This is a genomic window from Streptomyces sp. NPDC002088, from assembly GCF_040296605.1.
Lineage (GTDB): Bacteria > Actinomycetota > Actinomycetes > Streptomycetales > Streptomycetaceae > Streptomyces.
Genome location: NZ_JBEOXO010000022.1, coordinates 46,962 through 71,997, shown reverse-complemented (window position 1 = coordinate 71,997; position 25,036 = coordinate 46,962). Strand labels below are relative to the sequence as shown.

Sequence of the window (25,036 nt, the reverse complement as noted above, 5' to 3'; positions counted from 1 at the left end):
GGTGCGCCCGGGGGGTATCCGACCGTTCCCCCAAGTGGCGGACACGGCGGTGCGGGGTGAACCTGCCAGGAGAACCCCTCACACGTAGGGAGGACTCCGTGCCCGTACCGATACGCCGCCTCGTCGTGGCACTCACCCTCTGCTGTGCCCTGCTTGCCGGCGCCACAGCCTACGCCGGCGGGGGAAACTCCGCGCAGGGCACCGTCGCCGTCGCTGCCGCGGCCAGGCCAACGGTCCCCGCCAGTCCCAGTCCCACACCCACCACCGAACGGCAGAGACTCGCCAAGACCCGTTTCGTGGCCAACGCGAGCCTCGCGGCCGGCGCCGTCTACCAGTGGATCGTCAAACCCTGGAGGGCCGGCAAGTTCGAGCAAGGCGCCAAGGGCAGGAGGCTCGCCCTGGTGAAGGCCGCCGCCGCGGGCGGGTTCGCGTACAACCGGCTCAAGGCTGCGGCGCGCAACGCCGAGGGCGACCCCGCACTCTCGAGGGCCATCACTCCCCTCCTCGAGGGCATCGAAGGGCTCAGGAACCTGCCGGCCAAGCTGCGCAGTGGCGAGTCGACCGACTCGGTCGCGGGCGCCTTCGACGACATCATCAACCAGGTCAAGGGCGCCGGTAGGATCGCGGGCGCCCCGGTGAGCACCCAGGTGCCGTCAGCCGGTCAGATGAGCATCGGCTGAGCAGCGGCGCTCCTGTGCGCGTCCTGGCCGACTAGGAGTTGAGGTCGGCCAGGACGCGCAGGGTGTGGGGGTCCCGTACCAGGGCCAGCAGGTCCGTCACGGGACCCTTGCGCCACGACTCCAGCCGCTCGGCGATGCGTTCACGCGGCCCGACGAGTGATATCTCGTCGGCGAAGGCGTCCGGGACGGCCAGCACGGCCTCCTCGCGGCGGCCGGACAGGAACAGCTCCTGGATCCGCCGCGCCTCCTCCTCGTACCCCATGCGTGCCATGAGGTCGGCGTGGAAGTTGCGGGCCGCGTGACCCATCCCGCCGATGTAGAAGCCGAGCATGGCCTTGACGGGGAGGAGACCCTCGGAGACGTCGTCGCAGACCCGCACCTGGGCCAAAGGCGCGACGACGAAGTTGTCGGGCAGGTCGGCGACCGCCGGCCCGTACACCTCGGGCCGGTTCGGCGCCCAGTACAGCGGCAGCCAGCCGTCCGCGATCCGGGTCGTCTGCGCCACGTTCTTCGGCCCTTCGGCGCCGAGCAGGACCGGCAAGCCGGGGCGGAGAGGGTGGGTGATCGGCTTCAGCGGCTTGCCGAGGCCGGTGCCGTCCGGGCCGCGGTAGGGGTGGGAGTGGAAGCGCCCGTCCAGCTCCACCGGCGCCTCCCGCCGCAGCACCTGCCGTACGACGTCGACGTACTCCCGGGTCGCGGTCAGCGGCGACTTCGGGAACGGGCGCCCGTACCAGCCCTCGACGACCTGCGGGCCGGACAGCCCGAGGCCGAGCAGCATGCGCCCGCCGGAGAGGTGGTCCAGCGTCAGCGCGTGCATCGCGGTGGTCGTCGGCGGGCGGGCCGCCATCTGCGCAACCGCCGTACCCAGCCTGATCCTTGAGGTCTGGGCGGCGATCCAGGTCAGCGGGGTGAAGGCATCGGAGCCCCAGGACTCGGCCGTCCACACGGAGTGGTAGCCGAGCCGCTCCGCCTCCCGCGCCAGCGGGACGTGGTCGGCGGAGGGGCCGCGACCCCAGTAGCCGAGTGCGAGACCGAGCCGCATACCGCCTCCAGCTATCTGACGGAGTGTCAGTCAGGGGGTGACTGTACGACAACGGCCCCCCGCCCGGAAGGGCGAGGGGCCGGTCAGGAACGAATGTCAGCCGCGCTGGATCCCGGAGGTGTCCCGCAGCACGCCACGGCGGCCGTCCTGCGTCTGCGCGACCAGAGCCGGACCGTTCTGCTCGACCGCCAGGTACCAGGTGCCCGGGGCGAGTTCGGCGATCGGCGTCGGCGAGCCGTCCTCCGCGAACAGCGGACGCGGCACCGGCACGGCGAACCAGAACGGGGAGAAGTCCCCGGCCGGCGGCGCCGGCTGCTGCGCCTGGGCCGGCTGCGGCGCCTGCGGCTGCGGAGGCTGGCCGGAGTACGGGGCCTGGCCGCCGTCGAACGGAGGCTGACCGCCGTACTGCGGCTGCGGCGCGCCCGGGTAGCCGTAACCGCCGGGCGGCTGGGCGCCGTAGGGCTGCGGGGCCGGGGGCCTGGGGGCCGGGACGAGCGGGGCCTGCAGCGCGGCGACCACCGGGGTGGCGACGGCCGCCGCGGCCAGGATCAGCGTGGCGATCAGGGCCAGGACCAGGCCCGTACCGGCGCTGGGGCCGCTGGAGTCGTTGCCGACGTTGTCGTAACCGCCGGCCGGGTCGAAGACGTTGCCGAGCGCGCTCCACACGGCGAACACCGCGAACGCGACGCCGAACTGGCCCAGGTCCAGACCCGCGACCTTCGGCGGCTGCGGCAGACCCCGGGAGACGACGATGAGCACGGCGCCGATGATCCCCGCCAGCACGACCCCGAGGACGACCGGCCCGCTGCCCCACAGGCTCGGGAGGTCGTAGCTGTCGGGGATCCCGTCGATCGAGTAGAGATCGAAGAACGAGGCGATGAACAGCAATACCGCTGCTCCGATCACCACGCCGTCGCCTCGAGTGAGAGAGCGGATATTCACTTCAGGTCCTTCGTCAGTCGTCTCGTCATCGGTGGAGGCATCGCTGTCACCATGTCGCCTGCCGGCCCTGGTGTGAAGCGCGGGGGTGGCCCCATCGTAGGGATGACATTATCGTCCGAACGATCGGGCTGTCCGCCCAGAACAGCGCGCTGATCACTACCCGCGCAGGAAACTCACGATTCCCTCAGAGATCCCCTGCGCCGCCTTCTGCCGCCAGGCGCCGCTGGTGAGCAGCGCCGCGTCCTTGGTATCGCGCATGTTGCCGCACTCGATGAACACCTTGGGAACCGTTGACAGATTGAGACCGCCCAGGTCCTTACGAGTGACGAGACCGGTGCCGTCGCCGATGTAGTTGGACGGCGCGCTGCCCGTGACGCGGACGAAGTCGCCCGCGATGCGCTCGCCGAGGTCGCGGGAGGGGGCGGCGATGGCGCGGGTGTCGGCGGACCCGGCGTGCACGGACGCCGGGAGGATCACATGGAAGCCGCGGTTGCCGGCCGCCGAACCGTCCGCGTGGATGGAGACGACGGCATCGGCGTGGGCGGTGTTCCCGATCCGGGCTCGCTCGTCCACGCACGGCCCGTACGAACGGTCGCCGTCCTGCGTCAGCTTCACCGTGGCGCCCTGCGACTGGAGGAGCGCGCGCAGCCGATGGGCCACGTCGAGGGTGAACCTGGCTTCCGCGTAACCGGAGTTGGTGGACGTCCCGGTCGTGTCGCACTCCTTCCGGTTCGTGCCGATGTCCACCTTGCGGTTGATCTCGGCGGTGTGCCGGAAGTTGTTCGGGTTGTGGCCCGGGTCGATGACGACGACCTTGCCCTGGAGGGGGCCGGAGGTGGTGGGGACCGGCGTCGAAGGGGACGTCTCGCCATCGGTGGCGGTGGGGGAGACGGGACCGCTCGTCGGTGTCCCCACCGCCGCCCGGTCCGAACCGCCCGGGTCACCGGGGCCGGCCGCCGCCGCGTACACCCCCCAGCCGAGCAGCGCCCCCGGCATCAGCGCGGCGAGCGCCACGACCAGCGGGCGGCGCAGCGGGGAGCGGCGGGGCTGGGCGGGTTCGAACTCCGGGCCTAGGTACGACACGACAGCCACCCTAACCGTCCCGCCCCCGGCGCCCGGGCCGGCCGTCCCGGACCGCCGAGGGGCGGCGCCGGAAATTCGGATGCCCGCCCGGTGACCTCTGGCTACGGTGGTGGTCGTTCAGGTGCGCAGGTTGCGGCTACTTCTCCTGTCAAGAGAGCGACGCGGGTTCGAATCCCGCCGCCGGCCCCGGCCGGTGTCGTCCAGCGGCCCAGGATGCTTACGTCGCCGCCGCCGAACCAGATCTCTGAACACCAGGACACGAGCCGTCCGCCAGGGGGGAACCAGGCGGACGGCTCGGTCGTGTTCCGGCGGCGTCCCTCAGGCTCCCACCTCCCCCGGACCCTCAGACCCCCGCGCCCGTGCGCCGAAGCACCCGCAGCGAGCCCGTCACCGAGACCTCGGTGAACGCGCCCGACTCCAGCGCCCTGAGGTAGACGCGGTACGGGGCCTGCCCCGTGAACTCGTCGACCGGGTCCGGGAAGACGTCATGGATGAGCAGCAGCCCGCCCTCGGCGACCTGGGGTGCCCAGCCCTCGTAGTCGGCGGTGGCGTGCTCGTCGGTGTGGCCGCCGTCGATGAAGACGAGGCCGAGGGGCGAGTTCCAGAAGGCCGCGATCTGCGGGGAACGGCCGACCACCGCCACCACGTGGTCCTCCAGGCCGGCCTTGTGCAGTGTGCGGCGGAAGGTGGGCAGCGTGTCCATCAGGCCGATCTCGGGGTCGACCGTCTCTGGGTCGTGGTAGTCCCAGCCCGGCTGCTGCTCCTCGCTGCCCCGGTGGTGGTCGACCGTGATCGCGGTGACCCCGCTCGCGCGGGCCGCGTCGGCGAGCAGGACCGTGGAGCGGCCGCAGTAGGTGCCGACCTCCAGCAGCGGCAGGCCGAGCGCGCCCGCCTCGACGGCGGCCGCGTACAGCGCGAGCCCCTCGTCCACGGGCATGAACCCCTTCGCGGCCTCGAACGCGGCCAGGATCTCGGGCTTGGGTGCCGCGGGCATGGGGGTCCTTCCGGTCGTACGTACGTCTGGCGTCTGCGCGCCCATGCTCCCGCACCCCCCGTCGGCGGGCGACAGGGGGTGCGGGAAGCGAGCGGTGCGGGAAGCGGGGGCGGTCAGGCGGTGACCGTCTCCGTCGGCAACGGCAGGTCCAGGTCCACCGGACGGTCGTCGCCCGCGTGGGTCGCCGACGAGGCGAGCGGGCCGTGGCCGATGGCGCGGGCGGCCACGACGTAGGCGCCCTGGGCGGGGACGGCGAGGGCGTAGCTGCCGTCCGCCGAGGAGAGCGTCGCGCCCGCCTGGCGGCCCCGGCGGTCGATCAGGGTGACCTTGGCGCGGGCGACCGGGGCGCCGTCGGCGTCCAGGACGCGGCCACGGAAGCCGCGCAGCACCTCCTCGGCGCGCTCCAGGTTCGCGTCCTCCTCGCTGCTCGCGCGCAGCTGCGTCGCGGTGGCCGGGCGCGTGCGGGGCAGGAGGAGGGCCATGAGCAGGCCGACCACGACCGCACCCGTCGCGATCAGGAAGGAGACGCGGAAGCCGTGCATGGTCGGGATCGCGACACCGTTCACGTTGTTCGCGGTGTTGGCGAGGACCATGCCGATCACGGCACTCGACACCGACGTACCGATCGAACGCATCAGGGTGTTGAGGCCGTTGGCCGCGCCCGTCTCCGAGGCCGGGACCGCGCCGACGATCAGCGCGGGGAGCGAGGAGTAGGCGAGGCCGATGCCCGCGCCCAGGACGACCGCGATGACGAGGCTCTGCCAGGCGGCGCTCATCAGGCCGAGCCCGGCGCCGTAGCCGATCGCGATGATCACCATGCCGATGATCAGCGTGACCTTGGGGCCGTACTTCGTCGACAGACGGGCGTAGACGGGTGCCGTGAGCATCATCGTCAGGCCCAGCGGCGCCACCAGCAGGCCCGCGGTGACCATCGACTGGCCGAGGCCGTAACCGGTGGCCTTCGGGAGCTGGAGCAGCTGGGGCAGGACGAGGGAGACGACGTAGAAGGAGACGCCGACCATGATCGAGGCGAGGTTGGTGAACAGCACCGCGGGTCGGGCCGTGGTGCGCAGGTCCACCAGCGGGGCCTTGAGGCGCAGCTCCATCACGCCCCACAGGACGAGGACGACGACCGCCGCGCCGAACAGGCCCAGCGTGGTGCCGGAGGACCAGCCCCAGTCGCTGCCCTTGGTGACCGGCAGGAGGAACAGGACCAGGCCGACGGACAGGCCGAGCGCGCCCGGCAGGTCGAAGGTGCCCTCGGCGCGCGCCGGGGACTCCGGTACGACGAGGAGGGTGAGGACGATGGAGACGACGCCGAGGCCGGCGGCGCCGTAGAAGAGGGCGTGCCAGTCCGCGTGCTGGGCGACCAGGGCCGCGGCGGGCAGCGCGAGGCCGCCGCCGACGCCGATCGAGGAGCTCATCAGGGCCATCGCCGAGCCGAGCTTCTCGCGCGGCAGCATGTCGCGCATCAGGCCGATGCCGAGCGGGATGGCGCCCATCGCGAAGCCCTGGAGCGTACGGCCCACGATCATGGTGATCAGGTCGCTGGTGAGGGCGCTGACCAGCGCGCCGACCACCATCACGGCCAGGCTGAGGATCAGCATCCGCCGCTTGCCGTAGAGGTCGCCGAGGCGCCCCATGATCGGCGTGGCCACGGCTCCCGAGAGCAGCGTCGAGGTCAGGACCCAGGTGGCGTTGCTGGGCTCGGTGCCCAGCAGCTGCGGCAGGTCCTTGATGACCGGGACGAGCAGGGTCTGCATCACCGCGACAACGATGCCCGCGAAGGCGAGGATCGGGACGAGGGCCCCGCTCGCTCTCCGGGTGGGCTGGTCGGTCGTCGTGTGCGTCATTGAGTAAGGCCTCCAGGCCGAAGAACGTCGAGGGTGAGAGAGATCCGTGCGGGATCGTGGGAGTCGGATCCGTGCGGGATACGTGGAGGCTGAACCCGTGTGCCCGGGCAACTATTCCGATGCTTTGGCGTACTAACGAATCCTTGACCTGGTCTTGGGGAAGCGGCCTGGGCCGAAGTGACCTAGGCCCTGCGGTGGAGGCCTGCGTGGGCCGAAATCCCGATGCAAGGGGTGCGGGCCGGTTGAGACCATGACGTTCATGCCCGCAGCCGCTGACGTGACCCGCGTGTCCCGCCGTACCGTGCCCCCCACCTGGCTGGTGGTGGCGCTCGCCTGTGCCGGACAGTTCCTTGTCGTGCTCGACGTGTCCGTCGTCAACGTGGCGCTCCCGTCGATGCGGTCCGATCTCGGGCTGAGCGCCTCGGGACTCCAGTGGGTGGTGAACGCGTACGCCATCGCCTTCGCCGGGTTCATGCTCCTCGGCGGCCGGGCCGGTGACCTCTACGGGCGCAAGCGGATGTTCCTGGCGGGGCTCGCCCTGTTCACGCTGGCCTCGCTGGGCGGCGGGCTGGCCCAGGACGACTGGCAGCTGCTGCTCGCGCGGGCCGTGCAGGGGCTGGGCGCGGCGGTCCTCGCGCCCTCGACGCTGACGATCCTGACCTCCGCCGTCCCGGAGGGCGCCGCGCGGGCGCGGGCCATAGCGACCTGGACGGCGGTCGGCGCGGGCGGCGGGGCCGCGGGCGGTCTGGTCGGCGGGGTGCTGGTCGACGTGCTGTCGTGGCGCTGGGTGCTGCTGATCAACGTGCCGGTCGGCGCGGTCGTCCTCCTCGGCTCCCTGCGGTGGCTGATGGAGAGCCGGGCCGGGGACGGGCGGCGGCTGGACCTGCCGGGCGCGCTGCTGGTGACCGCCGGGCTCGCCACCCTGGCCTACGGCATCTCGCAGACGGAGGCCGAGGGGTGGACGGCAGCGGCCACGCTGGTGCCGCTGGCCACCGGGCTCGCGCTCATCGGGCTCTTCCTCGCCGTCGAGGCGCGTACGGCGGCGCCGCTGATGCCGCTCGGACTGCTGCGGCTGCGTTCGGTGGCGTCGGCGAACGCGGGCATGTTCGTCAGCGGCTCCGCGATGTTCTGCATGTGGTTCTTCATGACGCTGTACGCGCAGAACGTCCTGGACTACACCCCGCTGGAGGCCGGTTTCGCGCTGGTGCCGAGCTCGCTCGCGGTCGTCCTCGGCTCCAAGCTCGCGCCGCGGCTCATGCGGACGGCCGGGGCGCGCACGGTGGCGGTGCTCGGGACGCTGGTCGCCGCCACCGGCTTCGGCTGGCAGTCGACGATGGGCGCGGACGGCGCGTACGTCACCGCGATCATGCTGCCGGGGATCCTGATGATGCTCGGCGCGGGCCTGGCGGCGACCCCGCTGGCCGCGCTGGCCACGTCGGGGGCGGCGCCGGGGGAGGCCGGGCTGGTGTCCGGGCTGGTCAACACCTCGCGCACGATGGGCGGGTCGCTGGGGCTAGCCGTCATGTCGACGATCGCGGCGGCGCGCACGGGAGGCAGCGGGACGCCCCAGGCGCTGACCGAGGGCTACGCGCTCGTGTTCCGTACGTCGACGGCGGTGCTGCTGGCGGGCGCGGTACTGATGCTGCTGTGGCTGCCGCGGAAGACCGCCGCGACTTCGGAGGCTTCGCAGGCTTCGGCGACGCCTGCGAGTTCCGTGGGGGGAGGGGAGAAGCCGCGCTGAAAAGGGCCCTCGGCGCGGCGCAGGACGCTGTCCTGGCGGCCCTGGGCCGGGGGACTGCCAGATTTTCCTCCCGCCCCCGGGGCGCTGCCCCTCGGGCCCCCGTCCTGGACCCGCACCGGGCAGCCGACGGCGTCAACCGGTCCCCGGCCCACACCCGCTGACCTGGGCATTCCGCCTGCGCGAGCCTACGATCGCCGGACCGGGAAGGGGGGCCGTATGGAGCGGCACATCCGCACGACCGACGACGTACTCCGGCTGCTGGACGAGCTGTTCCCGCCGGAGGCGGACCGCTGGACGTCCGGGGCGGCGGACTGGTGGGACGGTTTCTACGCCGACCGCTCCAGGCCGGTGCCGTTCTTCGTCGCGAAGCCGGACGAGAACCTGGTCTCGTATCTCGACCGCGGTCTGGTCACCGGGGGCCGCGCCCTCGACCTCGGCTGCGGCCCCGGCCGCAACGCGCTGCACCTCGCCGCCCGGGGCTTCGAGGTGGACGCGGTCGACCTCTCCCCGGCGGCCGTCGCCTGGGCCGGGGAACGGGCCCGGGAGACGGGGGCCGAGGTCCGCTTCCACTGCGGGGACGCCTTCGCCCTCGCCGGTACGGCACTCACCGGACCGTACGACCTGATCCACGACTCCGGCTGCTTCCACCATCTGCCCCCGCACCGCCGCGTCAGCTACCTCGCCCTGCTGGACCGGCTGCTCGCACCTGGCGGCCTGTTCGCGCTCACCTGCTTCGCGGCGGGCGGGATGGGATCCGAACTGTCCGACACCGACCTCTACGGACCGGCCGGCTGCACGGCGGACTCGCCTACACACCGGAGTCCCTGCGCCGGATCTTCGCGGACCTGACCGAGGTCGAACTGCGCCGCATGCGCGACGAACCGCCCGAGTCGCCGTACTTCGGGGAGGACTTCCTGTGGACGGCGCTGTTCCGCCGGGAGGCGGGCGGGGAGCCGGCGGGGGTGCAGGGGGTGCAGGTGGTTGCGGCTCGTTCTACGTGATTCTCGTTCTACGTGATTACAGCCACCCTTGGCGGCGGGCCTCCCGCATCGCCTCCATGCGGTTGCGGGTGCCGGTCTTGCCGATCGCGGAGGAGAGGTAGTTGCGGACGGTGGACTCGGAGAGGTGCAGCCGGGCGGCGATGTCGGCGACGGTCGCGCCGTCCGCGGAGGCCTTGAGCGCGTCGCACTCGCGGGCGGTCAGCGGGTTGGGTCCCGCGCTCAGCGCGGCCGCGGCGAGCGCCGGGTCGATCACCGTCTCGCCGGTCAGCACCCGGCGGATGGCGACGGCCAGCTCCTCCACGGGCCCGTCCTTGACGAGGAAGCCCGCGGCTCCCGCCTCCATGGCCCGCCGCAGATACCCGGGCCGCCCGAAGGTGGTCAGGATCAGCACCCGGCAGTCGGGAGCCTCGTCGCGCAGCTCGGCGGCGGCGTCCAGGCCGCTCCGGCCCGGCAGTTCGATGTCGAGGAGCGCGACGTCCGGACGGTGGGTGAGCACCGCGTCCACGATCGCGTCCCCGGCGGACACCTGCGCCACGACCTCGATGTCCGCTTCCATCCCCAACAGCAGGGCCAGCGCCCCGCGCATCATTCCCTGGTCCTCCGCGAGCAGGACCCTGATGGACTTCGCGGTCCGGTGATCCCGGGGCATCTCGTTCACGGGGCCAGGGTAGGGCGGGCGGGGCCGATCGGGGTCGCCTGGCCGGAGTGGGCGCGTTGAGCTCGGCTCGGCTCACGCCCCCGTCCGTCCCGCCGTCACCTCGTCCAGTTCCGCCGTGTCCACCGGGAGTTCCGCGCGCACCACGAAGCCGCCCCGGGACCCGGGGCCGGCCGACAGGGAGCCGCCCGCTGCCGCGAGGCGCTCCGTGAGGCCCTTGAGGCCGGTGCCACCGCCGGACTCGGGCACCGATCCGGTCGTCGGGCCGGTCGTCGGGCCGGTTCCGTCGTCGGTGACCGTGAGCTGGACTCGCTCCTCGCTTCCGGACACGACGATCTCGCAGCGGGCGGCGCCGCTGTGCCGGACGATGTTCGTGACCGCCTCGCGCACCACCCACCCGAGCAGGGCCTCGGCCTGGGACACCAGTGGCGGCCCCGACTGCCGTACCGCAGGTTCGATGCCTGCCGCGGTCAGTGCGGAGCGGGCCCGGTCCAGTTCCGTGGCCAGGCTGCCGTCGCGGTAACCGGTGACCGCCTCGCGGATCTCCGTCAGCGCCTGGCGGCCGACGGACTCGATGTCCGCGATCTGGGCCAGCGAGGCCGTCATGTCCCGGGGCGCCAGCCGTCGCGCCGCCTCCGACTTCACCACGATCACCGACAGCGTGTGCCCGAGCAGGTCGTGCAGGTCGCGGGAGAAGCGCAGGCGTTCCTTCTCGACCGCGCGCCGGGCCAGTTCCTCACGGGCGGCGCGCAGTTCCCGTACGGCCTCGGAGAGGGACAGGATCGCGGCGGTGACCATCGTCGACAGGAACGTGCCGTAGGCGACGTTCACCGCGTCCCAGCCGGCCCGGACCGAGGACACGAGTGCCGCGAGCGCGGTCAGGGGGAGGGCGATCCGCCCGAGCCACGGGCCCCGTACGACCGCGCCCGTGGCCAGTCCCAGCAGCGGGAAGAAGTACAGCCAGCTGCCGCCGTATCCGATGGCCAGCCCGCAGGTGACCAGGCCCATCAGCACGAGCGCCACACGGGTCGAGAGCGACTCGCGCGCCTTCTTCACGAAGGAGCGGAACACCACGTAGATGTAGAGGGAGTTGAAGGCGAACAGGCCCACGCCGCCCAGCCACGGCTGAGCGGTCCGGCCCTGGAGGAGGTTGGAGAACGCGCCCATCCCCATCAGCAGCCACGGCAGCAGGGAGAAGCCGGTGGGCGGCGGGCCCGGGTGCTCAACCCGTCTGCCGGTCCTGCGAGCGGTGCGCTGGTCGGCCTTGAACCGCTCCGCCTCCGCCTTCCAGTCCGCCCGCGCCGCCTGCCACGCCTCGAGTCGGCACGACGCCTTCCGCAACCAGGACATGTCCCTGTCTCCCCCGATCAGATGTTTCCCGCACTGCGGCGGTACGACAGCACAGCGTACGAACCGAACAGCAGCAGCCAGGCCGTCAGTACGAGCATCGCGCCGGGTGTGGGGGCGTGGCCGTCGGCGACGGACGTGCCGAGCTGGGCGAAGCGGTTGGTGGGGGTGTACGCGGACAGCGAGCGCAGCCAGCCGGGGAACACGGCGACCGGGAACCACAGGCCGCCGACCACCGCGAGACCCAGGTTGCACACCATGTTCGCCACGCCCGTCGTCTGCCCGGTCAGCCGGTAGCCGTTGCCCAGGCCGAGCAGCGTGAAGGGGAGCGAGCCCAGCCACAACAGCACCGCGATCGCCGCCCACTGCCAGACCGCCAGCCGTACGCCGTTGACCAGGCCGCCCGCCGCGAGCACCGCGACGATCGCCGGGAGCACGGTGACCGAGCCGGTCAGCGCCCGGCCGGTGACGACCTCACGCGGGGTCATCGGGGTCACCCTCAGCTGCCGCAGCCAGCCGATCGCCCGGTCCTCGGCGACCCCGCCGCCGGTGTTGAGGGCGGAGCCCACCGCACCGTAGGCGGCCATGCCGACCATGGAAGCCGCCTTCCAACTCCGGTCGTTCTCCCCGAGGTTGGTGAAGAGCAGGTACATCATCACCGGCATCGCGATTCCGCCGATCACGAAGCCGGCGTCGCGCAGCGTCCGGCGTACCTCGAGCCGCAGGTAGTCCCACATCACACCGTCTCCGTTCCGGTCAGCGTCGCGGTCTCGGTCTCGCGTGACGTCAGGGCCAGGAACGCGTCGTCCAGCGACGCCGGTACGACCTCCAGGCCACGTATCGCACCCAGTTCCGCCAGCGCGATCACCGTCGCGTCGGAGTCGTCGGAGCGCAGCAGCGCCCGGTCCCCGCGGACCTCCACCGAGCGGACACCGGGCAGCAGGGACAGGCCCTCGGTGCCGCGGCCGGCCAGGTCGAAGGAGACCAGGTTGCCGCCCGCCGCCCTCCTGAGCTGCTCGCCCGTGCCGTCCGCGACGATCCTGCCGCGGTCGACGACGAGGATCCGGTCGGCGTGCGCGTCGGCCTCCTCCAGGTAGTGGGTGGAGAACAGGACGGTGTGACCGCGGCCGGCATGTCCGCGCATCGAGTCCCAGAACGCGTGCCGTGCCTCCACGTCCAGGGCCGCGGTCGGCTCGTCGAGGACGATCAGCGCGGGGTTCCCGGCCAGCGCCACCGCGAACCGCACGCGCTGCGCCTGGCCGCCGGACAGCCGGTCGACGCGCCGCCCGGCCAGCTCGGCGATACCAGCCAGCTCCAGAGCCTGTTCGACGGGCATCGGTGCCGGGTAGCGGCCGGCCACGAAGGAGACCAGCTCGCGGACCGTGACCCGGGGGACGGCCCGCGCCTCCTGGAGCATGGCGCCCACCCGGCCCGCGCGCACGGCCCGTTCCGGAGGGCCGCCGAACAGTTCCACCCTGCCCGCGTCGGGCTCGTACAGCCCGAGCAGCAGCGCGATCGCCGTGGACTTCCCGGCTCCGTTACGCCCGAGCAGCGCGACCGTCTCGCCGCGCGCGATCTCCAGGTCGAGGCCGTCGACGGCGCGTACCGCGCCGAAGGCCTTGACCGCCCCCGTGAAAGACACGGCCGGCTGTGTCTGTGTCATGCCGTCGACGCTACGGACCGGGGGTGCCCGCCGGGCAGATGCGCTTGTACGGACTCGGGCAGGACAAATGTCACGGCACCCGGATGTCACCGGTGTCACCGGTGTCAGCGGTGTCAGCGGTGTCAGCGGTGTCAGCGGATCCGGAACTGACACAGCGTCAGGAGTCTTCACAAGTGCTGGGGCCTGGGCTATACAAGGGGGCGCCATGCTGGAACGCGTTCTAGAACTGGCGGGTTCCGCGGCCCCGTGACGACCTCGGTGCGGCCGACGGTGCGGACGGCCGTACCGGGGTCTTTCCCGCCGTTCGCCGTAAGCCGCCGCTGTCAGCCGCACGTGTCAGCCGCCACCCTCAGGAGCCCCATGCCCATCGACGCAGCCAAGGCACTCGCCGCCGAACCGCGCATCGGCGAGATCACCTGGGACAGCAAGGACGTCCAGCTCTATCACCTCGGTATCGGAGCCGGAGCGAATCCTGACAAAAGCAGCCCCGCCACCGACCCCGACGAGCTGCGCTACACCCTGGAGTCCCGGCTGCACGTCCTGCCCAGCTTCGCCACCGTCGCCGGCGCCGGCAAGCCCGGCGTGACCGGCGGACTGTCCATGCCCGGCATCGACGTCGACCTGGCCCGCGTGCTGCACGGCGGGCAGTCGCTGACCATCCACCGCCCCCTTCCCGTCCAGGGCACCGCGACCGCCACCGGCCGGATCGCCGCCGTGTACGACAAGGGCAAGGCCGCCGTTCTGGTCATGCGCACCGACGTCGCCGATGCCGACGGCCCGTTGTGGACCAACGACGCGCAGATCTTCGTACGCGGGGAAGGCGGCTGGGGCGGCGACCGCGGCCCGTCCACGCGTCTCGAACCCCCGTCCGGCTCACCGGACCGGGTCGTCGAGCGACCGGTCCGCGAGGACCAGGCACTCCTCTACCGCCTCTCCGGCGACTGGAACCCGCTGCACGCCGACCCCGAGTTCGCCAAGGTCGCCGGCTTCGAACGGCCCATCCTGCACGGCCTGTGCACCTACGGCATGACGCTGAAGGCGGTCGTCGACACGCAGCTCGGAGGCGATGTGACCCGGGTCCGCGCGTACGCCACCCGCTTCGCCGGGGTCGTGTACCCGGGCGAGACCCTGCGCATCCGCATGTGGCAGCAGGGGGACGGGGGGATCCGGGTCACCGTGAGCGCCGTCGAGCGTGACGACGCGCCCGTCCTCGCCGACACCGTCGTCCAACACTCCTGACCCCACGCACCTGAGTCCCATGCACCTGAGTCCGACCACCTGAGTCCGACCACCCGAGTCCCCGCACCCGAGTCCACGCACCCGAGTCCACGCACCTGAGCCCGCCCACCGTCGAGGGGAGCCGCACCATGCGCGCAGCCGTACTGCACGAGATCGGCCAGGAGAAGCTGGAGGTCCTCGACGACGTCGAGGCGGTGGGCTTCGGCCCCGGCAGGGTGAGGATCAGGGTGCGGGCCACGGGGCTGTGCCACTCGGACCTCTCCGCGATGAGCGGGGTGCTGCCGCAGCCCGCGCCGTTCGTACCCGGGCACGAGGGCGCGGGCGAGATCCTCGAAGTCGGCGAAGGTGTCGGCCACCTGAAGCCCGGAGACCGGGTCGTGGTCTGCTGGCTGCCGGCCTGCGGCGCCTGCCCGGCCTGCAAGCGCGGCCAGACCGAGCTGTGCCTGGCCGGGTTCATGAACGCGGGCACCCCCAACTTCAGGCGCCCCGGCGGGGACGTCTTCGGCTTCGCGGGCACCGGCACCTTCACCGAGGAGGTCGTCGTCGACGCCGGGTGCGCGGTCCCGATACCCGACGACGTGCCCTTCGACATAGCCGCCCTCATCGGCTGCGGGGTCACCACCGGGCTCGGCGCCGCCCTCAACACCGCGGACGTCGAGGCCGGTTCGTCGGTCGCCGTCATCGGGTGCGGGGGAGTGGGCATCTCCGCGATCCAGGGGGCGCGGCTCAAGGGCGCCGCCGAGATCGTCGCCGTCGACCCGGTCGCCGCCCGCCGCGAGGCCGCCCTCAGGTTCGGCGCCACGAAGGCCGTCTCGCCGGACGAGCTGCCGGGCGCCAAGCAGCAGGTCACCGGCGGCGAGGGCTTCGACTACGTCTTCGAGGTCGTCGGCAGGTCGGCCACCGCCCGGACGGCGTACGAGAACACCCGGCGCGGCGGCACGCTCGTCGTCGTCGGTGCGGGAGCCATGGACGACCACCTCCAGCTCAACATGTTCGAGCTGTTCTTCGACGAGAAGCGCATCCTGCCCTCGATGTACGGCGGCGGAGACGTCATGCGCTCCTACGAGCGCACCATCGCCCTGTGGCGGGCCGGCCGCATCGACCTCGCGGGCCTGATCACCCACCGGGTGCCGCTGGCCGAGATCAACGAGGCCCTGGACCAGATGCGCACGGGGACGGCCCTGCGCACGTGCATCGAGATCTGAACCCACCTGTAGTGAAGGGGACTCTGAACCCACTTGTGATGAAGGGGACTTGATGTCACTGCCACTCGAGGGGCGGTCCGCGGTCGTCACCGGCGCGGGCCGCGGACTGGGCCGGGTCGAGGCGCTGGAGCTCGCCCGCCTCGGCGCGGCCGTCGTCGTCAACGACTACGGGCAGCCGGGACGGGACGGCTCCGGTACGGCCTCCGCCGGCCCCGCCGAGGACGTCGCCGCGGAGATCCGGGCGGCGGGGGGACGCGCCCTCGCCCACACCGGGGACGTCGCCGACTTCGAACAGGCCCGTGCGCTGGTGGAGTCGGCGGTCAGGGAGTTCGGGAAACTGGACATCCTGGTCAACAACGCGGGCATCCTGCGGGACCGGATGGTCTTCTCGATGTCCGAGGCGGAGTGGGACTCCGTGATACGGGTCCACCTCAAGGGTCACTTCAACATGACCCACTTCGCGGCCGCGCACTGGCGGGAGCAGTCGAAGGCGGCGGGCGGGCCGGTGTACGGGCGGATCGTGAACACCTCGTCGGAGGCGTTCCTGGCCGGCTCGGCGGGACAGCCCAACTACGCGGCGGCGAAGGGCGGAATCGTCGGCCTGACCACCTCCACGGCCCTCGCCCTGGCCAAGTACGGCGTGACGGCGAACGCGATCTGCCCGCGCGCCCGCACCCGGATGACCGAGGACGTCTTCGCCGGAGCCGGGTTCGAGCCCCCAGCCGAGGGCCTCGACCCGCTCGCCCCCGAGCACGTCGCCCCGCTCGTCGGTTACCTGGCCTCGCCGGCCGCCGAGCGGATCAACGGGCAGATGCTCGTCGTCCACGGCGGCATGGTGGCGATCGTGGAACGGCCCCGCGTCCAGGCCAAGTTCGACAGCAAGCAGGACACCTTCACGTACGACGAGCTCGACGCCCTGCTCACCCCGCACTACGCGGACCGTCCGAAGGGGGAGACGTTCGCGGCGGCGGAGGTGCTGGGGCTGAGGCGCCGGTAGAGAAGCAGAGAAGGCAGAGAAGGCAGAGAAGCAGAGGGGCCGAGAAGCGGAGAAGCGGAAGGGGCCCGCACGCCGGCTGACGTGCGGGCCCCTTCCGGCGTACCGTCAGGCAGCCGCTTCGGTTTCCTCGGCCGGCCTGCGGTGGCGGCCGTGAGGGGCCGTCTCGCCGTCCTGCGCCGAGACCGGACCGCGGTGCCTGCCGTGGCCGGAGTCCTCCCAGGTGTCGGAGGACAGCGGCTGCGTCGTGCTTGCGTCGCTCATCGGAAAACTTCACCCCGTCAACATGATCCTTCTTACCGCCGGGCGAGTCTAACCAACCCGCCTCGGGCCGAATCCAGGCGGCCACGCCAACCGGCACTACTTCGTTACAAGACGTCCCAGCGGCGCTTCCCGCAGGGGCACAGGGCGCGGCACGACCGGCCCCGGAGGTTCCGGTTCCGCGGGTTTTTCCGACTCCGACCGCACCCCCGTCGACTCCGACCGCACCCCCGTCGGCGCCGGCGGCACCCCCGCCTCAGCCGGAGGCAGCCCCACCCCCGCCACCCCGCACGGCACCGCCTCCGTGGCATACGGCAGCCGCAGCACACCCGCCGGTGTCCACAGCCCGGCGCCGGCCAGCCACCCCTCGGGCGCCGGAAGATGGTGCACGTGCCGCTCGTCGGGCCGCCACACACCGACCCAGCTGCCGAGCGGCCCGTCGAAGCGCAGCGCCACCGCGCAGCTCTCCGGCATCAGCGCCTGCCCCGGCTGGATCGCGAACGGCGTCACGGCGCACTCCGGCACCCGCAGGCACTCCGGGAAGCGCACCGGCAGTGTGCTCCCCAGGACCCCCCAGCCGAGCCGGCCCTCGCCCGGAGAGGGCGCGTCCGAGCGGATCAGCAGCAGCCCGCTGTCCGGGTCGGCGAGCAGCACCCGGTCGTCGCTGTGGGCCGCGATCTGGAGCAGCGGCGACACCTCGCCACCGCGCCCCAGGTCCACCACGACCGCCTTGGTCCGGCCGCCCGCCTCCCGGTCCAGGGCCAGCATCCGCCCCGTACGGTCCAGCCACACCCCGCCCGAGCAGCGCCCGGGGAGCTCGGCGAGGTGCTCCGGTCCGAAGGCGCCGCCCGCCACCAGCCACACGGCCGTGGAGCGCCGGCCCACGGCGAGGGCGTACGCCCGCCCGCCGCCCGGAGCCGGAGGCAGCAGCCGCAGCCGGGTGTCCTCGGTCGGGCACTCGACCGCGCCCAGGAGCAGCTCACCGGTGCCGGGACCGGTGGGGTAGAGGAGGGAGAAGGTGTGCCGTCCGTCCACCAGCCGGCGGATGAGGACCCGTCCGTCCCCCATCGGCTGTACCTCGGTGCCGGGCTCCTCCGGCTGGTGGCCTGGCAGCGGCACGGCGTACGGCTCCGGGCCGTCCAGCGTCCAGCGCTCCGGGAACCAGGAGTCGCCATCCCGCGCGAGACGTGCGGCGTAGGAGCCGTCCGCCGTGATCGTGCAGCCCGCCCGTGGCGCACCGTCATCCTCGTTGGCTGCCGAAGGTTCGATCGCACAGGCCGTCATCGTTCGGTCACCTCCGGCAACGAAGCTAGTTTTCGTACGCACGGACGTGGGACCGTCGAGCGGCCACTTCACACATAAGGATGGCGCAGAAGCGATTCTCCTGAGCGGACCGGGACCGATGTGCTGAGCGGTAGTCGTCCCGTGTGCTGAGCGATGGTGGTCCCGGCCGGTGCGGGCGCAGCCGGTACAACCGGGCAGAACGGCCAGGTAGCCTTGCTCCCGTGCCCCGTCTGTCTGAAGTCATCGCCGCGCTGGAGAACCTGTGGCCTGCCGCGCGGGCCGAGTCCTGGGACGCGGTCGGCACTGTCGTGGGCGACCCCGACCAGGAGGTCTCCCGGGTCCTGTTCGCCGTCGACCCGGTCCAGGAGATCGTCGACGAGGCGGTGAAGCTGGGCGCCGGCCTGCTGGTCACCCACCACCCGCTCTACCTGCGCGGTACGACGACGGTCGCGGCCTCCACCTTCAAGGGCCGCGTGGTGCACACCCTCATCAAGAACGACATCGCGCTGCACGTGGCCCACACCAACGCCGACACGGCCGACCCGGGAGTCAGCGACGCGCTCGCCGGAGCGCTGGACCTGCGTGTCGTAGGTCCGCTCGTGCCGGACCCCACCGACCCCGAGGGCCGTCGAGGCCTGGGTCGCGTATGCGAGCTGGACCACCCGCTGACCGTCCGCGAGTTCGCCGCCCGTGCCGCCGAGCGGCTGCCCGCCACCGCGCAGGGCATCCGCGTCGCCGGTGACGCCGAGCGAGTCGTCCGTACGGTCGCCGTGAGCGGCGGTTCCGGCGACAGCCTCTTCGACCACGTACGCGCGGCCGGCGTCGACGCCTTCCTCACCGCGGACCTGCGCCACCACCCGGCGTCAGAGTTCATGGCGGCCGGCGCCCACAGTCCTCTCGCGCTGCTCGACGCTGCGCACTGGGCCACCGAGTGGCCCTGGTGCGAGCTGGCCGCCGCGCAGCTCGACGAGATCTCCGACCGGAACGGATGGGACCTGCGCGTCCACGTCTCGAAGACGGTCACCGACCCCTGGACCGCCCACGCGGCGTCCGCCACCACTTCTGACCCACTGGGAGCCCCCAACTGAACGCCGCGCCCGCCGACCAGATCCGACTCCTCGACGTCCAGGCCCTCGACGTCCGCCTCCAGCAGCTCGCGCACAAGCGGAGGTCGCTGCCCGAGCACGCCGAGATCGACTCGCTGACCAAGGACCTCACGCAGCTGCGCGACCTCCTGGTGGCCGCGCAGACCGAGGAGAGCGACTGCGGCCGCGAGCAGACCAAGGCGGAGCAGGACGTGGACCAGGTCCGCCAGCGCGCCGTCCGCGACCAGCAGCGCCTCGACTCGGGCGCCGTCACCTCCCCCAAGGACCTGGAGAACCTCCAGAAGGAGATCGTCTCCCTCGCCAAGCGGCAGGGCGACCTCGAGGACGTGGTGCTGGAGGTCATGGAGCGCCGTGAGTCCGCTCAGGAGCGGGTGGGCGAACTGACCGAGCGGGTCGGCTCCGTCCAGTCGAAGATCGACGACGCCACCGCGCGCCGGGACGCGGCCTTCGGGGAGATCGACGGCGAGGCGGCGTCGGTCACCAAGGAACGCGCGGTCATCGCCGGTACCGTCCCCGCCGACCTGCTGAAGCTCTACGACAAGCTGCGCCAGCAGCAGGGCGGCATCGGTGCGGCCAAGCTGTACCAGCGCACCTGCCAGGGCTGCCGCCAGGAGCTGTCGATCACCGACTTCAACGAGGTCCGCGCGGCGGCGCCCGACACGGTCGTCCGCTGCGAGAACTGCGGCCGCATCCTGGTACGCACGTCGGACTCCGGCCTGTAAGGGGCCAAGGGATAGAGGGGCTGTAAGGGTAAAGGGGCTTTGGGCGTGCGGGAGTTCATCGTCGAGGCCGACGGCGGTTCCCGGGGCAACCCGGGACCTGCGGGCTACGGTTCCGTGGTGATCGACGCGGCGACGGGGGAGACCCTCGCCGAGCGGGCCGAGTACATCGGCGTCGCCACGAACAACGTGGCCGAGTACCGGGGCCTGCTGGCCGGCCTGCGCGCCGCCCACGACCTGGACCCGTCCGCCAAGGTCCATGTCCGCATGGACTCCAAGCTCGTCGTCGAGCAGATGTCGGGCCGCTGGAAGATCAAGCACCCCGACATGAAGCCGCTCGCGGCGGTGGCGGCGCAGGTGTTCCCGCCGGGACAGGTCACCTACGAGTGGATCCCACGCGAGCAGAACAAGCACGCCGACCGGTTGGCGAACGAGGCGATGGACGCGGGCAAGCGGGGCGAGCAGTGGTCCGCGTCCGCGTCCACGGCGGAGCTGGACACCCGCGCGTCGAGGTCTGCGGCACCCGAGCCCGAGGGCCCGCCCGGAGACGCCGCCGCGGGCGCGGCGAAGGCGCGGGCGGCGCTGGCGGGCCGCACTCCCTCCGCCGGTCCCTCGGCCGCCGACAGTGCGGGCGGCGGAGCCGTCGAGGCTGACGCCGATGCGCGGGCCGCGAAGGCCGACGCGCGCGCCCGCACCACGAAGAAGGCCGACGCCGACGTCCGTGCGGCGAAGGCCGACGCCGACGTACGTGCCGCCCGCAGCGTGGCCGCGCCCGCAACCTCGCCCGCGCCCGCGACCTCGCCCACGCCCGCGACCTCGCCCGGCTGGGCTCCCGCCGATATGGGCGCGCCGGCGACCTTCGTACTGCTCCGGCACGGGGAGACCCCGCTGACTCCCCAGAAGCGGTTCTCCGGCAGCGGCGGTACCGATCCGTCCCTCTCCGACGTCGGGCGGGAGCAGGCCGAGCGGGTCGCGGCGGCGCTGGCCCGGCGTGGCACGATCCAGGCGATCGTCGCCTCCCCCCTCGCCCGCACCCGCGAGACCGCCGGGGCCGTCGCCGCCCGTCTCGGCCTCGACGTCACCATCGACGACGGGCTGCGCGAGACAGACTTCGGCGCCTGGGAGGGCCTTACCTTCGGCGAGGTCAGTGAGCGTTACCCGGACGACCTGAACGCCTGGCTCGCCGACCCGGAGGCCGAACCGACCGGTGGTGGCGAGAGCTTCGCGGCGACCGCCACCCGCATCGCCGCCACCCGCGACAAGCTGGTCGCGGCGTACGCGGGCCGCACGGTGCTGCTGGTCACCCACGTGACCCCGGTCAAGACGTTCGTACGGCTCGCCCTGGGCGCCCCGCCGGAGTCCCTGTTCCGCATGGAACTGTCGGCCGCCTCCCTGTCGGCGGTGGCGTACTACGCGGACGGCAACGCCAGCGTGCGGCTGTTCAACGACACGTCCCACCTGCGCTGAGGGCCGCCGCCTCGCGGGCCAGCCGTTCGACCCGGTCCCAGTCCCGCGCCGCCAGCGCGTCCGCCGGGACCATCCAACTCCCGCCCACGCAGCCGACGTTGGGCAGCGTCAGGTACTCCGGGGCGGACGCCGGTCCGATCCCGCCGGTCGGGCAGAACCGCGCCTGGGGCAGCGGCCCGGCCAGCGACTTCAGATAGGCGGTGCCCCCCGCTGCCTGCGCCGGGAAGAACTTCATCTCCCGCACCCCGCGCTCCAGCAGCGCCACGACCTCCGACGTGGTCGACACTCCCGGCAGGAAGGGCACCCCGGACGCCCGCATCGCCGACAGCAGTACGTCCGTCCAGCCCGGGCTCACCAGAAAACGCGCCCCGGCCGCCGCGCACGCCGTCACGTGCTCCGGCGTGATCACCGTGCCCGCGCCGACCACCGCGTCCGGCACCGCGTCGGCGATGGCCCGGATCGTGTCGAGGGCGGCGGGCGTCCGCAGCGTCACCTCGATCGCGGGCAGCCCGCCCGCGACCAGGGCCCGGGCCAGAGGTACGGCATCGGCGGCGTCATGGAGGACGACGACCGGCATGACGGGCGCGAGATCCAGAACCGATACCGATACCGATACCGATACCGATTCCGAGGCAGCCGAAGAGGAGGGCAGCGGTGAGGTCATGGCCTCATCCTGCCCGCGTGATGCAGCATGCGCAAAGGGCGTTGCACATGCCGCAACGCGTCTGTGGAGGGCGCCTACAGAAGGTGCCTACGGAAGGAACCTCAGTGGATCTCCGTCACCACCACGTCCAGCGCCCACGGCTTCCCCGCCTTCGCGGGCGCCTCCGCCTCCACCACGTACCCGAGGTCCCGCAGTGCCTCCACCAGCTCGGCCGGGTCCTTCGGCGCGATCCCCGCCGTCAGCAGGCCGCGCACGATCCGCCCCTTGGTCGCCTTGTTGAAGTGGCTGACCACCGACCGCTTCTCCACCCCGTCCACGACCTGGGAGTGCAGCACGCGCACGGTCGCCGTCCGCCCGGCGACCTCACCCTTCGGCTTCCACGCGGCCGTGTACGCCGACGAGCGCAGGTCCAGCACCAGCCCGTCCCCGGCCGCCTCGGGCAACGCCGACGCCATCGGCGTACGCCAGTGCGCGCCCAGCGCCCCGAGCCCCGGCAGCTTCACGCCCATGGAGCAGCGGTACGAGGGGATCCGGTCCGTCACCCGGACCGCACCCCACAGCCCCGAGAAGACCAGCAGCGAGCGCGCGGCGCGCTTCTTCGCGGCCGCGTCGAGGGAGGCCAGGTCGAGGGCGTCGTAGAGGACACCCGTGTAGATCTCCCCGGCCGGGCGCGCGCCCGCCGTCCGCAACTCCACGTTCTTCGCGACCTCGCCCCGCAGGCCCTCGCTCAGTCCGAGTACCTCGCGCGCCTTCTCCTCGTCGCCCGCACACAGCTCGACCAGCTCGTCGAGCACGGCCTCGCGGGCAGCGCTGAGCCCCGGCAGCGACAGCGACTCCGGCTTCAGCGGGGCGCCGCGGCCGGAAGATGCCTTGCCTTCGGAAGGCGGCAGCAGGACAAGCACGGGGGTCTCCTTCTCTAGAGCTCCGAGCCAGCGTACGGCGTGCCGCCATGCCACCCCCGCCCTACGCTCGACACATGCCCCGCCGCCACATCCGCGTGACCGGCGCCCCCGAAGCCCCGCTGCGGGCCGCCCTCGCCGCGCTGCGTGCCGAACTCGGCGTGCCCGAGAGCTTCCCGCCCGCGGTCCTGGCCGAGGCGGACCGAGCGGCGGCGTCCCCCGCGCTGCCGGAGTTCGACGCCACCGACATCCCCTTCTTCACCATCGACCCGCCCGCCTCCACCGACCTCGACCAGGCCCTGCACCTGTCCCGGCAGGGCACCGGCTACCGCGTCCGGTACGCCATCGCCGACGTCGCCGCCTTCGTCGCACCCGGCGGAGCGCTGGACGCCGAGGCCCACCGGCGGGTGAACACCCTCTACTTCCCGGACGAGCGGGTCCCGCTGCACCCGCTCCCGCTCAGCGAGGGCGCCGCGAGCCTCCTCCCCGACCAGGTGCGCCCGGCCGCCCTGTGGACGATCGACCTCGACGCGGACGGCCGTACGCTGGCCGCCGACGTCCGCCGGGCCCTCGTACGCAGCCGGGCCAAACTCGACTACGAGGGCGTGCAGAAGCAGATCGACGACGGCACCGCCGAGGAGCCCCTCGCCCTCCTGAAGACCGTCGGGCAACTGCGCGAACAGCTGGAGGTCGAGCGCGGCGGCATCTCACTCAACGTGCCCGAGCAGGAGATCGTCGAGCACGACCACACCTACGAGCCGACCTACCGCGCCCCGCTGCCCGCCGACTCCTGGAACGCCCAGATCTCCCTGCTCACCGGCATGACCGCGGCCGACCTGATGCTGTCGTACGGCACCGGCGTACTGCGCACCCTGCCCGCCGCCCCGGACGGCGCCGTCGGCCGCCTGCGCCGCACCGCGCACGCCCTGCACATCGACTGGCCGCACCATGTCTCGTACGCGGCGCTCATCCGCTCCCTCGACCCGCACCAGCCGCACCACGCGGCCTTCCTCCAGGAGTGCACGACCCTGCTGCGCGGCGCGGGCTACACGGTCTTCCGGGACGGCAAGCTCCCGGACATCACCACCCATGCGGCGGTCGCAGCGCCCTACGCCCACTGCACGGCCCCACTGCGCCGCCTCGCAGACCGCTACGCCTCGGAGCTCTGCCTCGCGGCCGCCGCCGACCAGGCCCCGCCCGGCTGGGTGCTCGCCGCCCTCGACGCGCTGCCGACGGAGATGCGGGACGGCAGCCGGCGCGCGGGCGCGGTGGAGCGCGCCTGCGTCGACATCGTCGAGGCCGCACTGCTCAAGGACCGCGTCGGCGACCTCTTCGACGGCTGCGTGGTGGACGTCGAGGAACATCAACCGACCCTTGGAACCGTCCAGTTGGAGTCCCCTGCAGTGATCGGCCGGATCGAAGGCGACCGCCTCCCCTTGGGCGAACGGCTACGGGTCCGCCTCACCCAGGCCGATCCGGCCACGGCGAAAGTGCGCTTCGCGCCCGCGTGAGGGATCGTGTGCCACGATCGAGGTAACGGCTCCCGATCCACGGACAGGTGATCCACCGATGCCCCAGTCTGGCGAGCGACCGAAGGAGGGGCGTGACATGACTGCCATGGCCCATGAGCCGCTCACGCAGGAAGAGGTCCTGCTGGACGGCTTTCTCGCCCTGGACACCCCGGAGGGTTTCCGGGCGGAGCTTGTCGAGGGGGAGATCGTAGTGACGCCGCCGCCGGACGGGGATCACGAGGACTACATCGGCCTGATCGTGAGCCAGGTGATCAGACGGTCCCGGACGGAGATGCAGTTCTCCGGGAACAAGGGGCTGAAGCTGGGCAAAGCGGAGGCGTGCCCGAAGGACCACGTGATCCCGGACGGCACGTTCGCTCCCAAGGTGCTGCGGCTCTACCGGGGGGCCGACCCCTGGATGCCTTGCCAGGGCGTCGCCATGGTGCTGGAGGTTACCTCCACCAAGCCCAAGGCCGACCGTGAGGTCAAGCGCCGCTGCTATGCCCGCGCCGGCATCCCGCTCTACCTGCTCGTGGACCGGGACACCTCCGAGGTGACGCTCCTCAGGGACCCGAGGCAGGACGACTACCGCCAGCGCTGCACCCTCCCCTTCGGCAAGTCGCTCACCCTCCCCGAACCCTTCGCCTTCGACCTGGACACGTCCGACTTCCTCTGAGCAGGCCCCT

23 protein-coding genes, 1 tRNA gene and 1 pseudogene are annotated in these 25,036 nt (G+C 72.5%); 12 read left to right on the top strand and 13 right to left on the bottom strand.

Going from position 1 to position 25,036, the window contains the following annotated elements; all coding sequences use genetic code 11:
- Nucleotides 1–98: 98 nt before the first annotated feature.
- Entirely contained in the window at nucleotides 99–680 is a 582-nt protein-coding gene (locus ABT114_RS35995) for a hypothetical protein (protein ID WP_351147281.1), read from the top strand.
- A gap of 31 nt (nucleotides 681–711) precedes the next feature.
- On the opposite strand, the gene ABT114_RS35990 is transcribed toward ABT114_RS35995, so the two are convergent.
- The 3 genes from ABT114_RS35990 to ABT114_RS35980 form a co-directional block, all read right to left on the bottom strand.
- Entirely contained in the window at nucleotides 712–1,722 is a 1,011-nt protein-coding gene (locus ABT114_RS35990) for an LLM class F420-dependent oxidoreductase (RefSeq protein WP_351147279.1), read from the bottom strand.
- Between the two features lie 96 nt (nucleotides 1,723–1,818).
- A complete protein-coding gene (locus tag ABT114_RS35985) occupies nucleotides 1,819–2,664 on the bottom strand; it encodes a hypothetical protein (RefSeq protein ID WP_351147277.1) in 846 nt (281 codons plus the stop codon).
- Nucleotides 2,665–2,820: 156 nt separating this feature from the next.
- Nucleotides 2,821–3,747: an N-acetylmuramoyl-L-alanine amidase gene (locus tag ABT114_RS35980; RefSeq protein ID WP_351147275.1), complete on the bottom strand. Its 927-nt coding sequence runs from the start codon at nucleotides 3,745–3,747 to the stop codon at nucleotides 2,821–2,823.
- 109 nt (nucleotides 3,748–3,856) lie between these two features.
- On the opposite strand from ABT114_RS35980, the gene ABT114_RS35975 reads away from it, so the two are divergent.
- Nucleotides 3,857–3,936 (top strand) — tRNA-Asp (locus tag ABT114_RS35975).
- Nucleotides 3,937–4,090: 154 nt separating this feature from the next.
- Here ABT114_RS35975 and ABT114_RS35970 read toward each other — a convergent pair.
- The gene (locus ABT114_RS35970; protein ID WP_351147273.1) at nucleotides 4,091–4,741 is read right to left on the bottom strand and encodes a class I SAM-dependent methyltransferase; all 651 of its coding nucleotides are present in this window, start codon (nucleotides 4,739–4,741) and stop codon (nucleotides 4,091–4,093) included.
- A gap of 113 nt (nucleotides 4,742–4,854) precedes the next feature.
- Nucleotides 4,855–6,594: an MFS transporter gene (locus tag ABT114_RS35965; protein ID WP_351147271.1), complete on the bottom strand. Its 1,740-nt coding sequence runs from the start codon at nucleotides 6,592–6,594 to the stop codon at nucleotides 4,855–4,857.
- Nucleotides 6,595–6,853: 259 nt separating this feature from the next.
- On the opposite strand from ABT114_RS35965, the gene ABT114_RS35960 reads away from it, so the two are divergent.
- On the top strand, nucleotides 6,854–8,335 hold the full coding sequence (locus tag ABT114_RS35960) for an MFS transporter (protein ID WP_351147269.1): 1,482 nt from the start codon (nucleotides 6,854–6,856) through the stop codon (nucleotides 8,333–8,335).
- A gap of 216 nt (nucleotides 8,336–8,551) precedes the next feature.
- A pseudogene (locus tag ABT114_RS35955) lies at nucleotides 8,552–9,336 on the top strand (class I SAM-dependent methyltransferase).
- Between the two features lie 16 nt (nucleotides 9,337–9,352).
- On the opposite strand, the gene ABT114_RS35950 reads toward ABT114_RS35955, so the two are convergent.
- The 4 genes from ABT114_RS35950 to ABT114_RS35935 form a co-directional block, all read right to left on the bottom strand.
- The gene (locus ABT114_RS35950) at nucleotides 9,353–9,985 is read right to left on the bottom strand and encodes a response regulator (protein ID WP_351147456.1); all 633 of its coding nucleotides are present in this window, start codon (nucleotides 9,983–9,985) and stop codon (nucleotides 9,353–9,355) included.
- 81 nt (nucleotides 9,986–10,066) lie between these two features.
- Complete coding sequence (locus ABT114_RS35945) at nucleotides 10,067–11,341, bottom strand: sensor histidine kinase (RefSeq protein WP_351147267.1); 1,275 nt, start codon at nucleotides 11,339–11,341, stop codon at nucleotides 10,067–10,069.
- A 17-nt stretch (nucleotides 11,342–11,358) separates the two neighbouring features.
- On the bottom strand, nucleotides 11,359–12,075 hold the full coding sequence (locus ABT114_RS35940) for an ABC transporter permease (RefSeq protein ID WP_351147265.1): 717 nt from the start codon (nucleotides 12,073–12,075) through the stop codon (nucleotides 11,359–11,361).
- On the bottom strand, nucleotides 12,075–13,001 hold the full coding sequence (locus ABT114_RS35935) for an ABC transporter ATP-binding protein (RefSeq protein WP_351147263.1): 927 nt from the start codon (nucleotides 12,999–13,001) through the stop codon (nucleotides 12,075–12,077). The genes ABT114_RS35940 and ABT114_RS35935 overlap by 1 nt, the downstream gene beginning before the upstream one ends.
- Before the next feature lie 360 nt (nucleotides 13,002–13,361).
- On the opposite strand from ABT114_RS35935, the gene chsH3 reads away from it, so the two are divergent.
- From chsH3 to ABT114_RS35920, 3 genes are all read left to right on the top strand, one after another.
- Nucleotides 13,362–14,240: an enoyl-CoA hydratase ChsH3 gene (gene chsH3 / locus ABT114_RS35930; RefSeq protein ID WP_351147261.1), complete on the top strand. Its 879-nt coding sequence runs from the start codon at nucleotides 13,362–13,364 to the stop codon at nucleotides 14,238–14,240.
- A 128-nt stretch (nucleotides 14,241–14,368) separates the two neighbouring features.
- Nucleotides 14,369–15,445: a Zn-dependent alcohol dehydrogenase gene (locus ABT114_RS35925; RefSeq protein WP_351147259.1), complete on the top strand. Its 1,077-nt coding sequence runs from the start codon at nucleotides 14,369–14,371 to the stop codon at nucleotides 15,443–15,445.
- A 52-nt stretch (nucleotides 15,446–15,497) separates the two neighbouring features.
- Nucleotides 15,498–16,442 carry a 3-oxoacyl-ACP reductase gene (locus ABT114_RS35920; protein ID WP_351147257.1) on the top strand — a complete coding sequence of 315 codons (945 nt, stop codon included), beginning with the start codon at nucleotides 15,498–15,500 and terminating at the stop codon, nucleotides 16,440–16,442.
- A 105-nt stretch (nucleotides 16,443–16,547) separates the two neighbouring features.
- Here ABT114_RS35920 and ABT114_RS35915 read toward each other — a convergent pair whose 3' ends face one another.
- Both ABT114_RS35915 and ABT114_RS35910 read right to left on the bottom strand, forming a co-directional pair.
- A complete protein-coding gene (locus tag ABT114_RS35915; protein ID WP_351147256.1) occupies nucleotides 16,548–16,703 on the bottom strand; it encodes a hypothetical protein in 156 nt (51 codons plus the stop codon).
- A gap of 96 nt (nucleotides 16,704–16,799) precedes the next feature.
- Nucleotides 16,800–17,984 (bottom strand): hypothetical protein, encoded by a 1,185-nt coding sequence (locus ABT114_RS35910; protein ID WP_351147254.1) that lies wholly within the window; start codon nucleotides 17,982–17,984, stop codon nucleotides 16,800–16,802.
- Nucleotides 17,985–18,205: 221 nt separating this feature from the next.
- On the opposite strand from ABT114_RS35910, the gene ABT114_RS35905 reads away from it, so the two are divergent.
- Genes ABT114_RS35905 through ABT114_RS35895 form a run of 3 tightly spaced genes read left to right on the top strand, consistent with a single transcriptional unit; the run spans nucleotide 18,206 to nucleotide 21,276 of the window.
- Complete coding sequence (locus tag ABT114_RS35905) at nucleotides 18,206–19,072, top strand: Nif3-like dinuclear metal center hexameric protein (RefSeq protein WP_351147252.1); 867 nt, start codon at nucleotides 18,206–18,208, stop codon at nucleotides 19,070–19,072.
- Nucleotides 19,069–19,812 carry a zinc ribbon domain-containing protein gene (locus ABT114_RS35900; RefSeq protein ID WP_351147454.1) on the top strand — a complete coding sequence of 248 codons (744 nt, stop codon included), beginning with the start codon at nucleotides 19,069–19,071 and terminating at the stop codon, nucleotides 19,810–19,812. Before ABT114_RS35905 ends, ABT114_RS35900 begins: the two co-directional genes overlap by 4 nt.
- 45 nt (nucleotides 19,813–19,857) lie before the next feature.
- The gene (locus ABT114_RS35895; RefSeq protein ID WP_351147250.1) at nucleotides 19,858–21,276 is read left to right on the top strand and encodes a bifunctional RNase H/acid phosphatase; all 1,419 of its coding nucleotides are present in this window, start codon (nucleotides 19,858–19,860) and stop codon (nucleotides 21,274–21,276) included.
- On the opposite strand, the gene ABT114_RS35890 is transcribed toward ABT114_RS35895, so the two are convergent.
- The gene (locus tag ABT114_RS35890) at nucleotides 21,251–21,940 is read right to left on the bottom strand and encodes a bifunctional 4-hydroxy-2-oxoglutarate aldolase/2-dehydro-3-deoxy-phosphogluconate aldolase (RefSeq protein ID WP_351147249.1); all 690 of its coding nucleotides are present in this window, start codon (nucleotides 21,938–21,940) and stop codon (nucleotides 21,251–21,253) included. The two genes, ABT114_RS35895 and ABT114_RS35890, sit on opposite strands and share 26 nt — an antisense overlap.
- A gap of 101 nt (nucleotides 21,941–22,041) precedes the next feature.
- Nucleotides 22,042–22,842 carry a peroxide stress protein YaaA gene (gene yaaA / locus ABT114_RS35885; protein WP_351147247.1) on the bottom strand — a complete coding sequence of 267 codons (801 nt, stop codon included), beginning with the start codon at nucleotides 22,840–22,842 and terminating at the stop codon, nucleotides 22,042–22,044.
- A gap of 74 nt (nucleotides 22,843–22,916) precedes the next feature.
- Here yaaA and ABT114_RS35880 point away from each other — a divergent pair, with 74 nt between their 5' ends.
- The gene (locus ABT114_RS35880) at nucleotides 22,917–24,350 is read left to right on the top strand and encodes an RNB domain-containing ribonuclease (protein ID WP_351147245.1); all 1,434 of its coding nucleotides are present in this window, start codon (nucleotides 22,917–22,919) and stop codon (nucleotides 24,348–24,350) included.
- Between the two features lie 97 nt (nucleotides 24,351–24,447).
- Nucleotides 24,448–25,026, top strand: a complete 579-nt coding sequence (locus ABT114_RS35875) for a Uma2 family endonuclease (protein ID WP_351147243.1) — start codon at nucleotides 24,448–24,450, stop codon at nucleotides 25,024–25,026.
- Nucleotides 25,027–25,036 lie beyond the last annotated feature (10 nt).

Excerpts from the sequence above, each read along its gene's own strand:
- ABT114_RS35880 (WP_351147245.1), top strand. The coding sequence starts at position 22,917 with ATGCCCCGCCGCCACATCCGCGTGACCGGCGCCCCCGAAGCCCCGCTG.
- ABT114_RS35940 (WP_351147265.1), bottom strand. The coding sequence starts at position 12,075 with ATGTGGGACTACCTGCGGCTCGAGGTACGCCGGACGCTGCGCGACGCC.
- chsH3 (WP_351147261.1), top strand. The coding sequence starts at position 13,362 with ATGCCCATCGACGCAGCCAAGGCACTCGCCGCCGAACCGCGCATCGGC.
- ABT114_RS35890 (WP_351147249.1), bottom strand. The coding sequence starts at position 21,940 with ATGACCTCACCGCTGCCCTCCTCTTCGGCTGCCTCGGAATCGGTATCG.
- ABT114_RS35960 (WP_351147269.1), top strand. The coding sequence starts at position 6,854 with ATGCCCGCAGCCGCTGACGTGACCCGCGTGTCCCGCCGTACCGTGCCC.
- ABT114_RS35935 (WP_351147263.1), bottom strand. The coding sequence starts at position 13,001 with ATGACACAGACACAGCCGGCCGTGTCTTTCACGGGGGCGGTCAAGGCC.
- ABT114_RS35990 (WP_351147279.1), bottom strand. The coding sequence starts at position 1,722 with ATGCGGCTCGGTCTCGCACTCGGCTACTGGGGTCGCGGCCCCTCCGCC.
- ABT114_RS35915 (WP_351147256.1), bottom strand. The coding sequence starts at position 16,703 with ATGAGCGACGCAAGCACGACGCAGCCGCTGTCCTCCGACACCTGGGAG.
- ABT114_RS35910 (WP_351147254.1), bottom strand. The coding sequence starts at position 17,984 with ATGACGGCCTGTGCGATCGAACCTTCGGCAGCCAACGAGGATGACGGT.
- ABT114_RS35965 (WP_351147271.1), bottom strand. The coding sequence starts at position 6,594 with ATGACGCACACGACGACCGACCAGCCCACCCGGAGAGCGAGCGGGGCC.
- ABT114_RS35875 (WP_351147243.1), top strand. The coding sequence starts at position 24,448 with ATGACTGCCATGGCCCATGAGCCGCTCACGCAGGAAGAGGTCCTGCTG.
- ABT114_RS35950 (WP_351147456.1), bottom strand. The coding sequence starts at position 9,985 with ATGCCCCGGGATCACCGGACCGCGAAGTCCATCAGGGTCCTGCTCGCG.
- ABT114_RS35925 (WP_351147259.1), top strand. The coding sequence starts at position 14,369 with ATGCGCGCAGCCGTACTGCACGAGATCGGCCAGGAGAAGCTGGAGGTC.
- ABT114_RS35945 (WP_351147267.1), bottom strand. The coding sequence starts at position 11,341 with ATGTCCTGGTTGCGGAAGGCGTCGTGCCGACTCGAGGCGTGGCAGGCG.
- ABT114_RS35970 (WP_351147273.1), bottom strand. The coding sequence starts at position 4,741 with ATGCCCGCGGCACCCAAGCCCGAGATCCTGGCCGCGTTCGAGGCCGCG.
- ABT114_RS35920 (WP_351147257.1), top strand. The coding sequence starts at position 15,498 with ATGTCACTGCCACTCGAGGGGCGGTCCGCGGTCGTCACCGGCGCGGGC.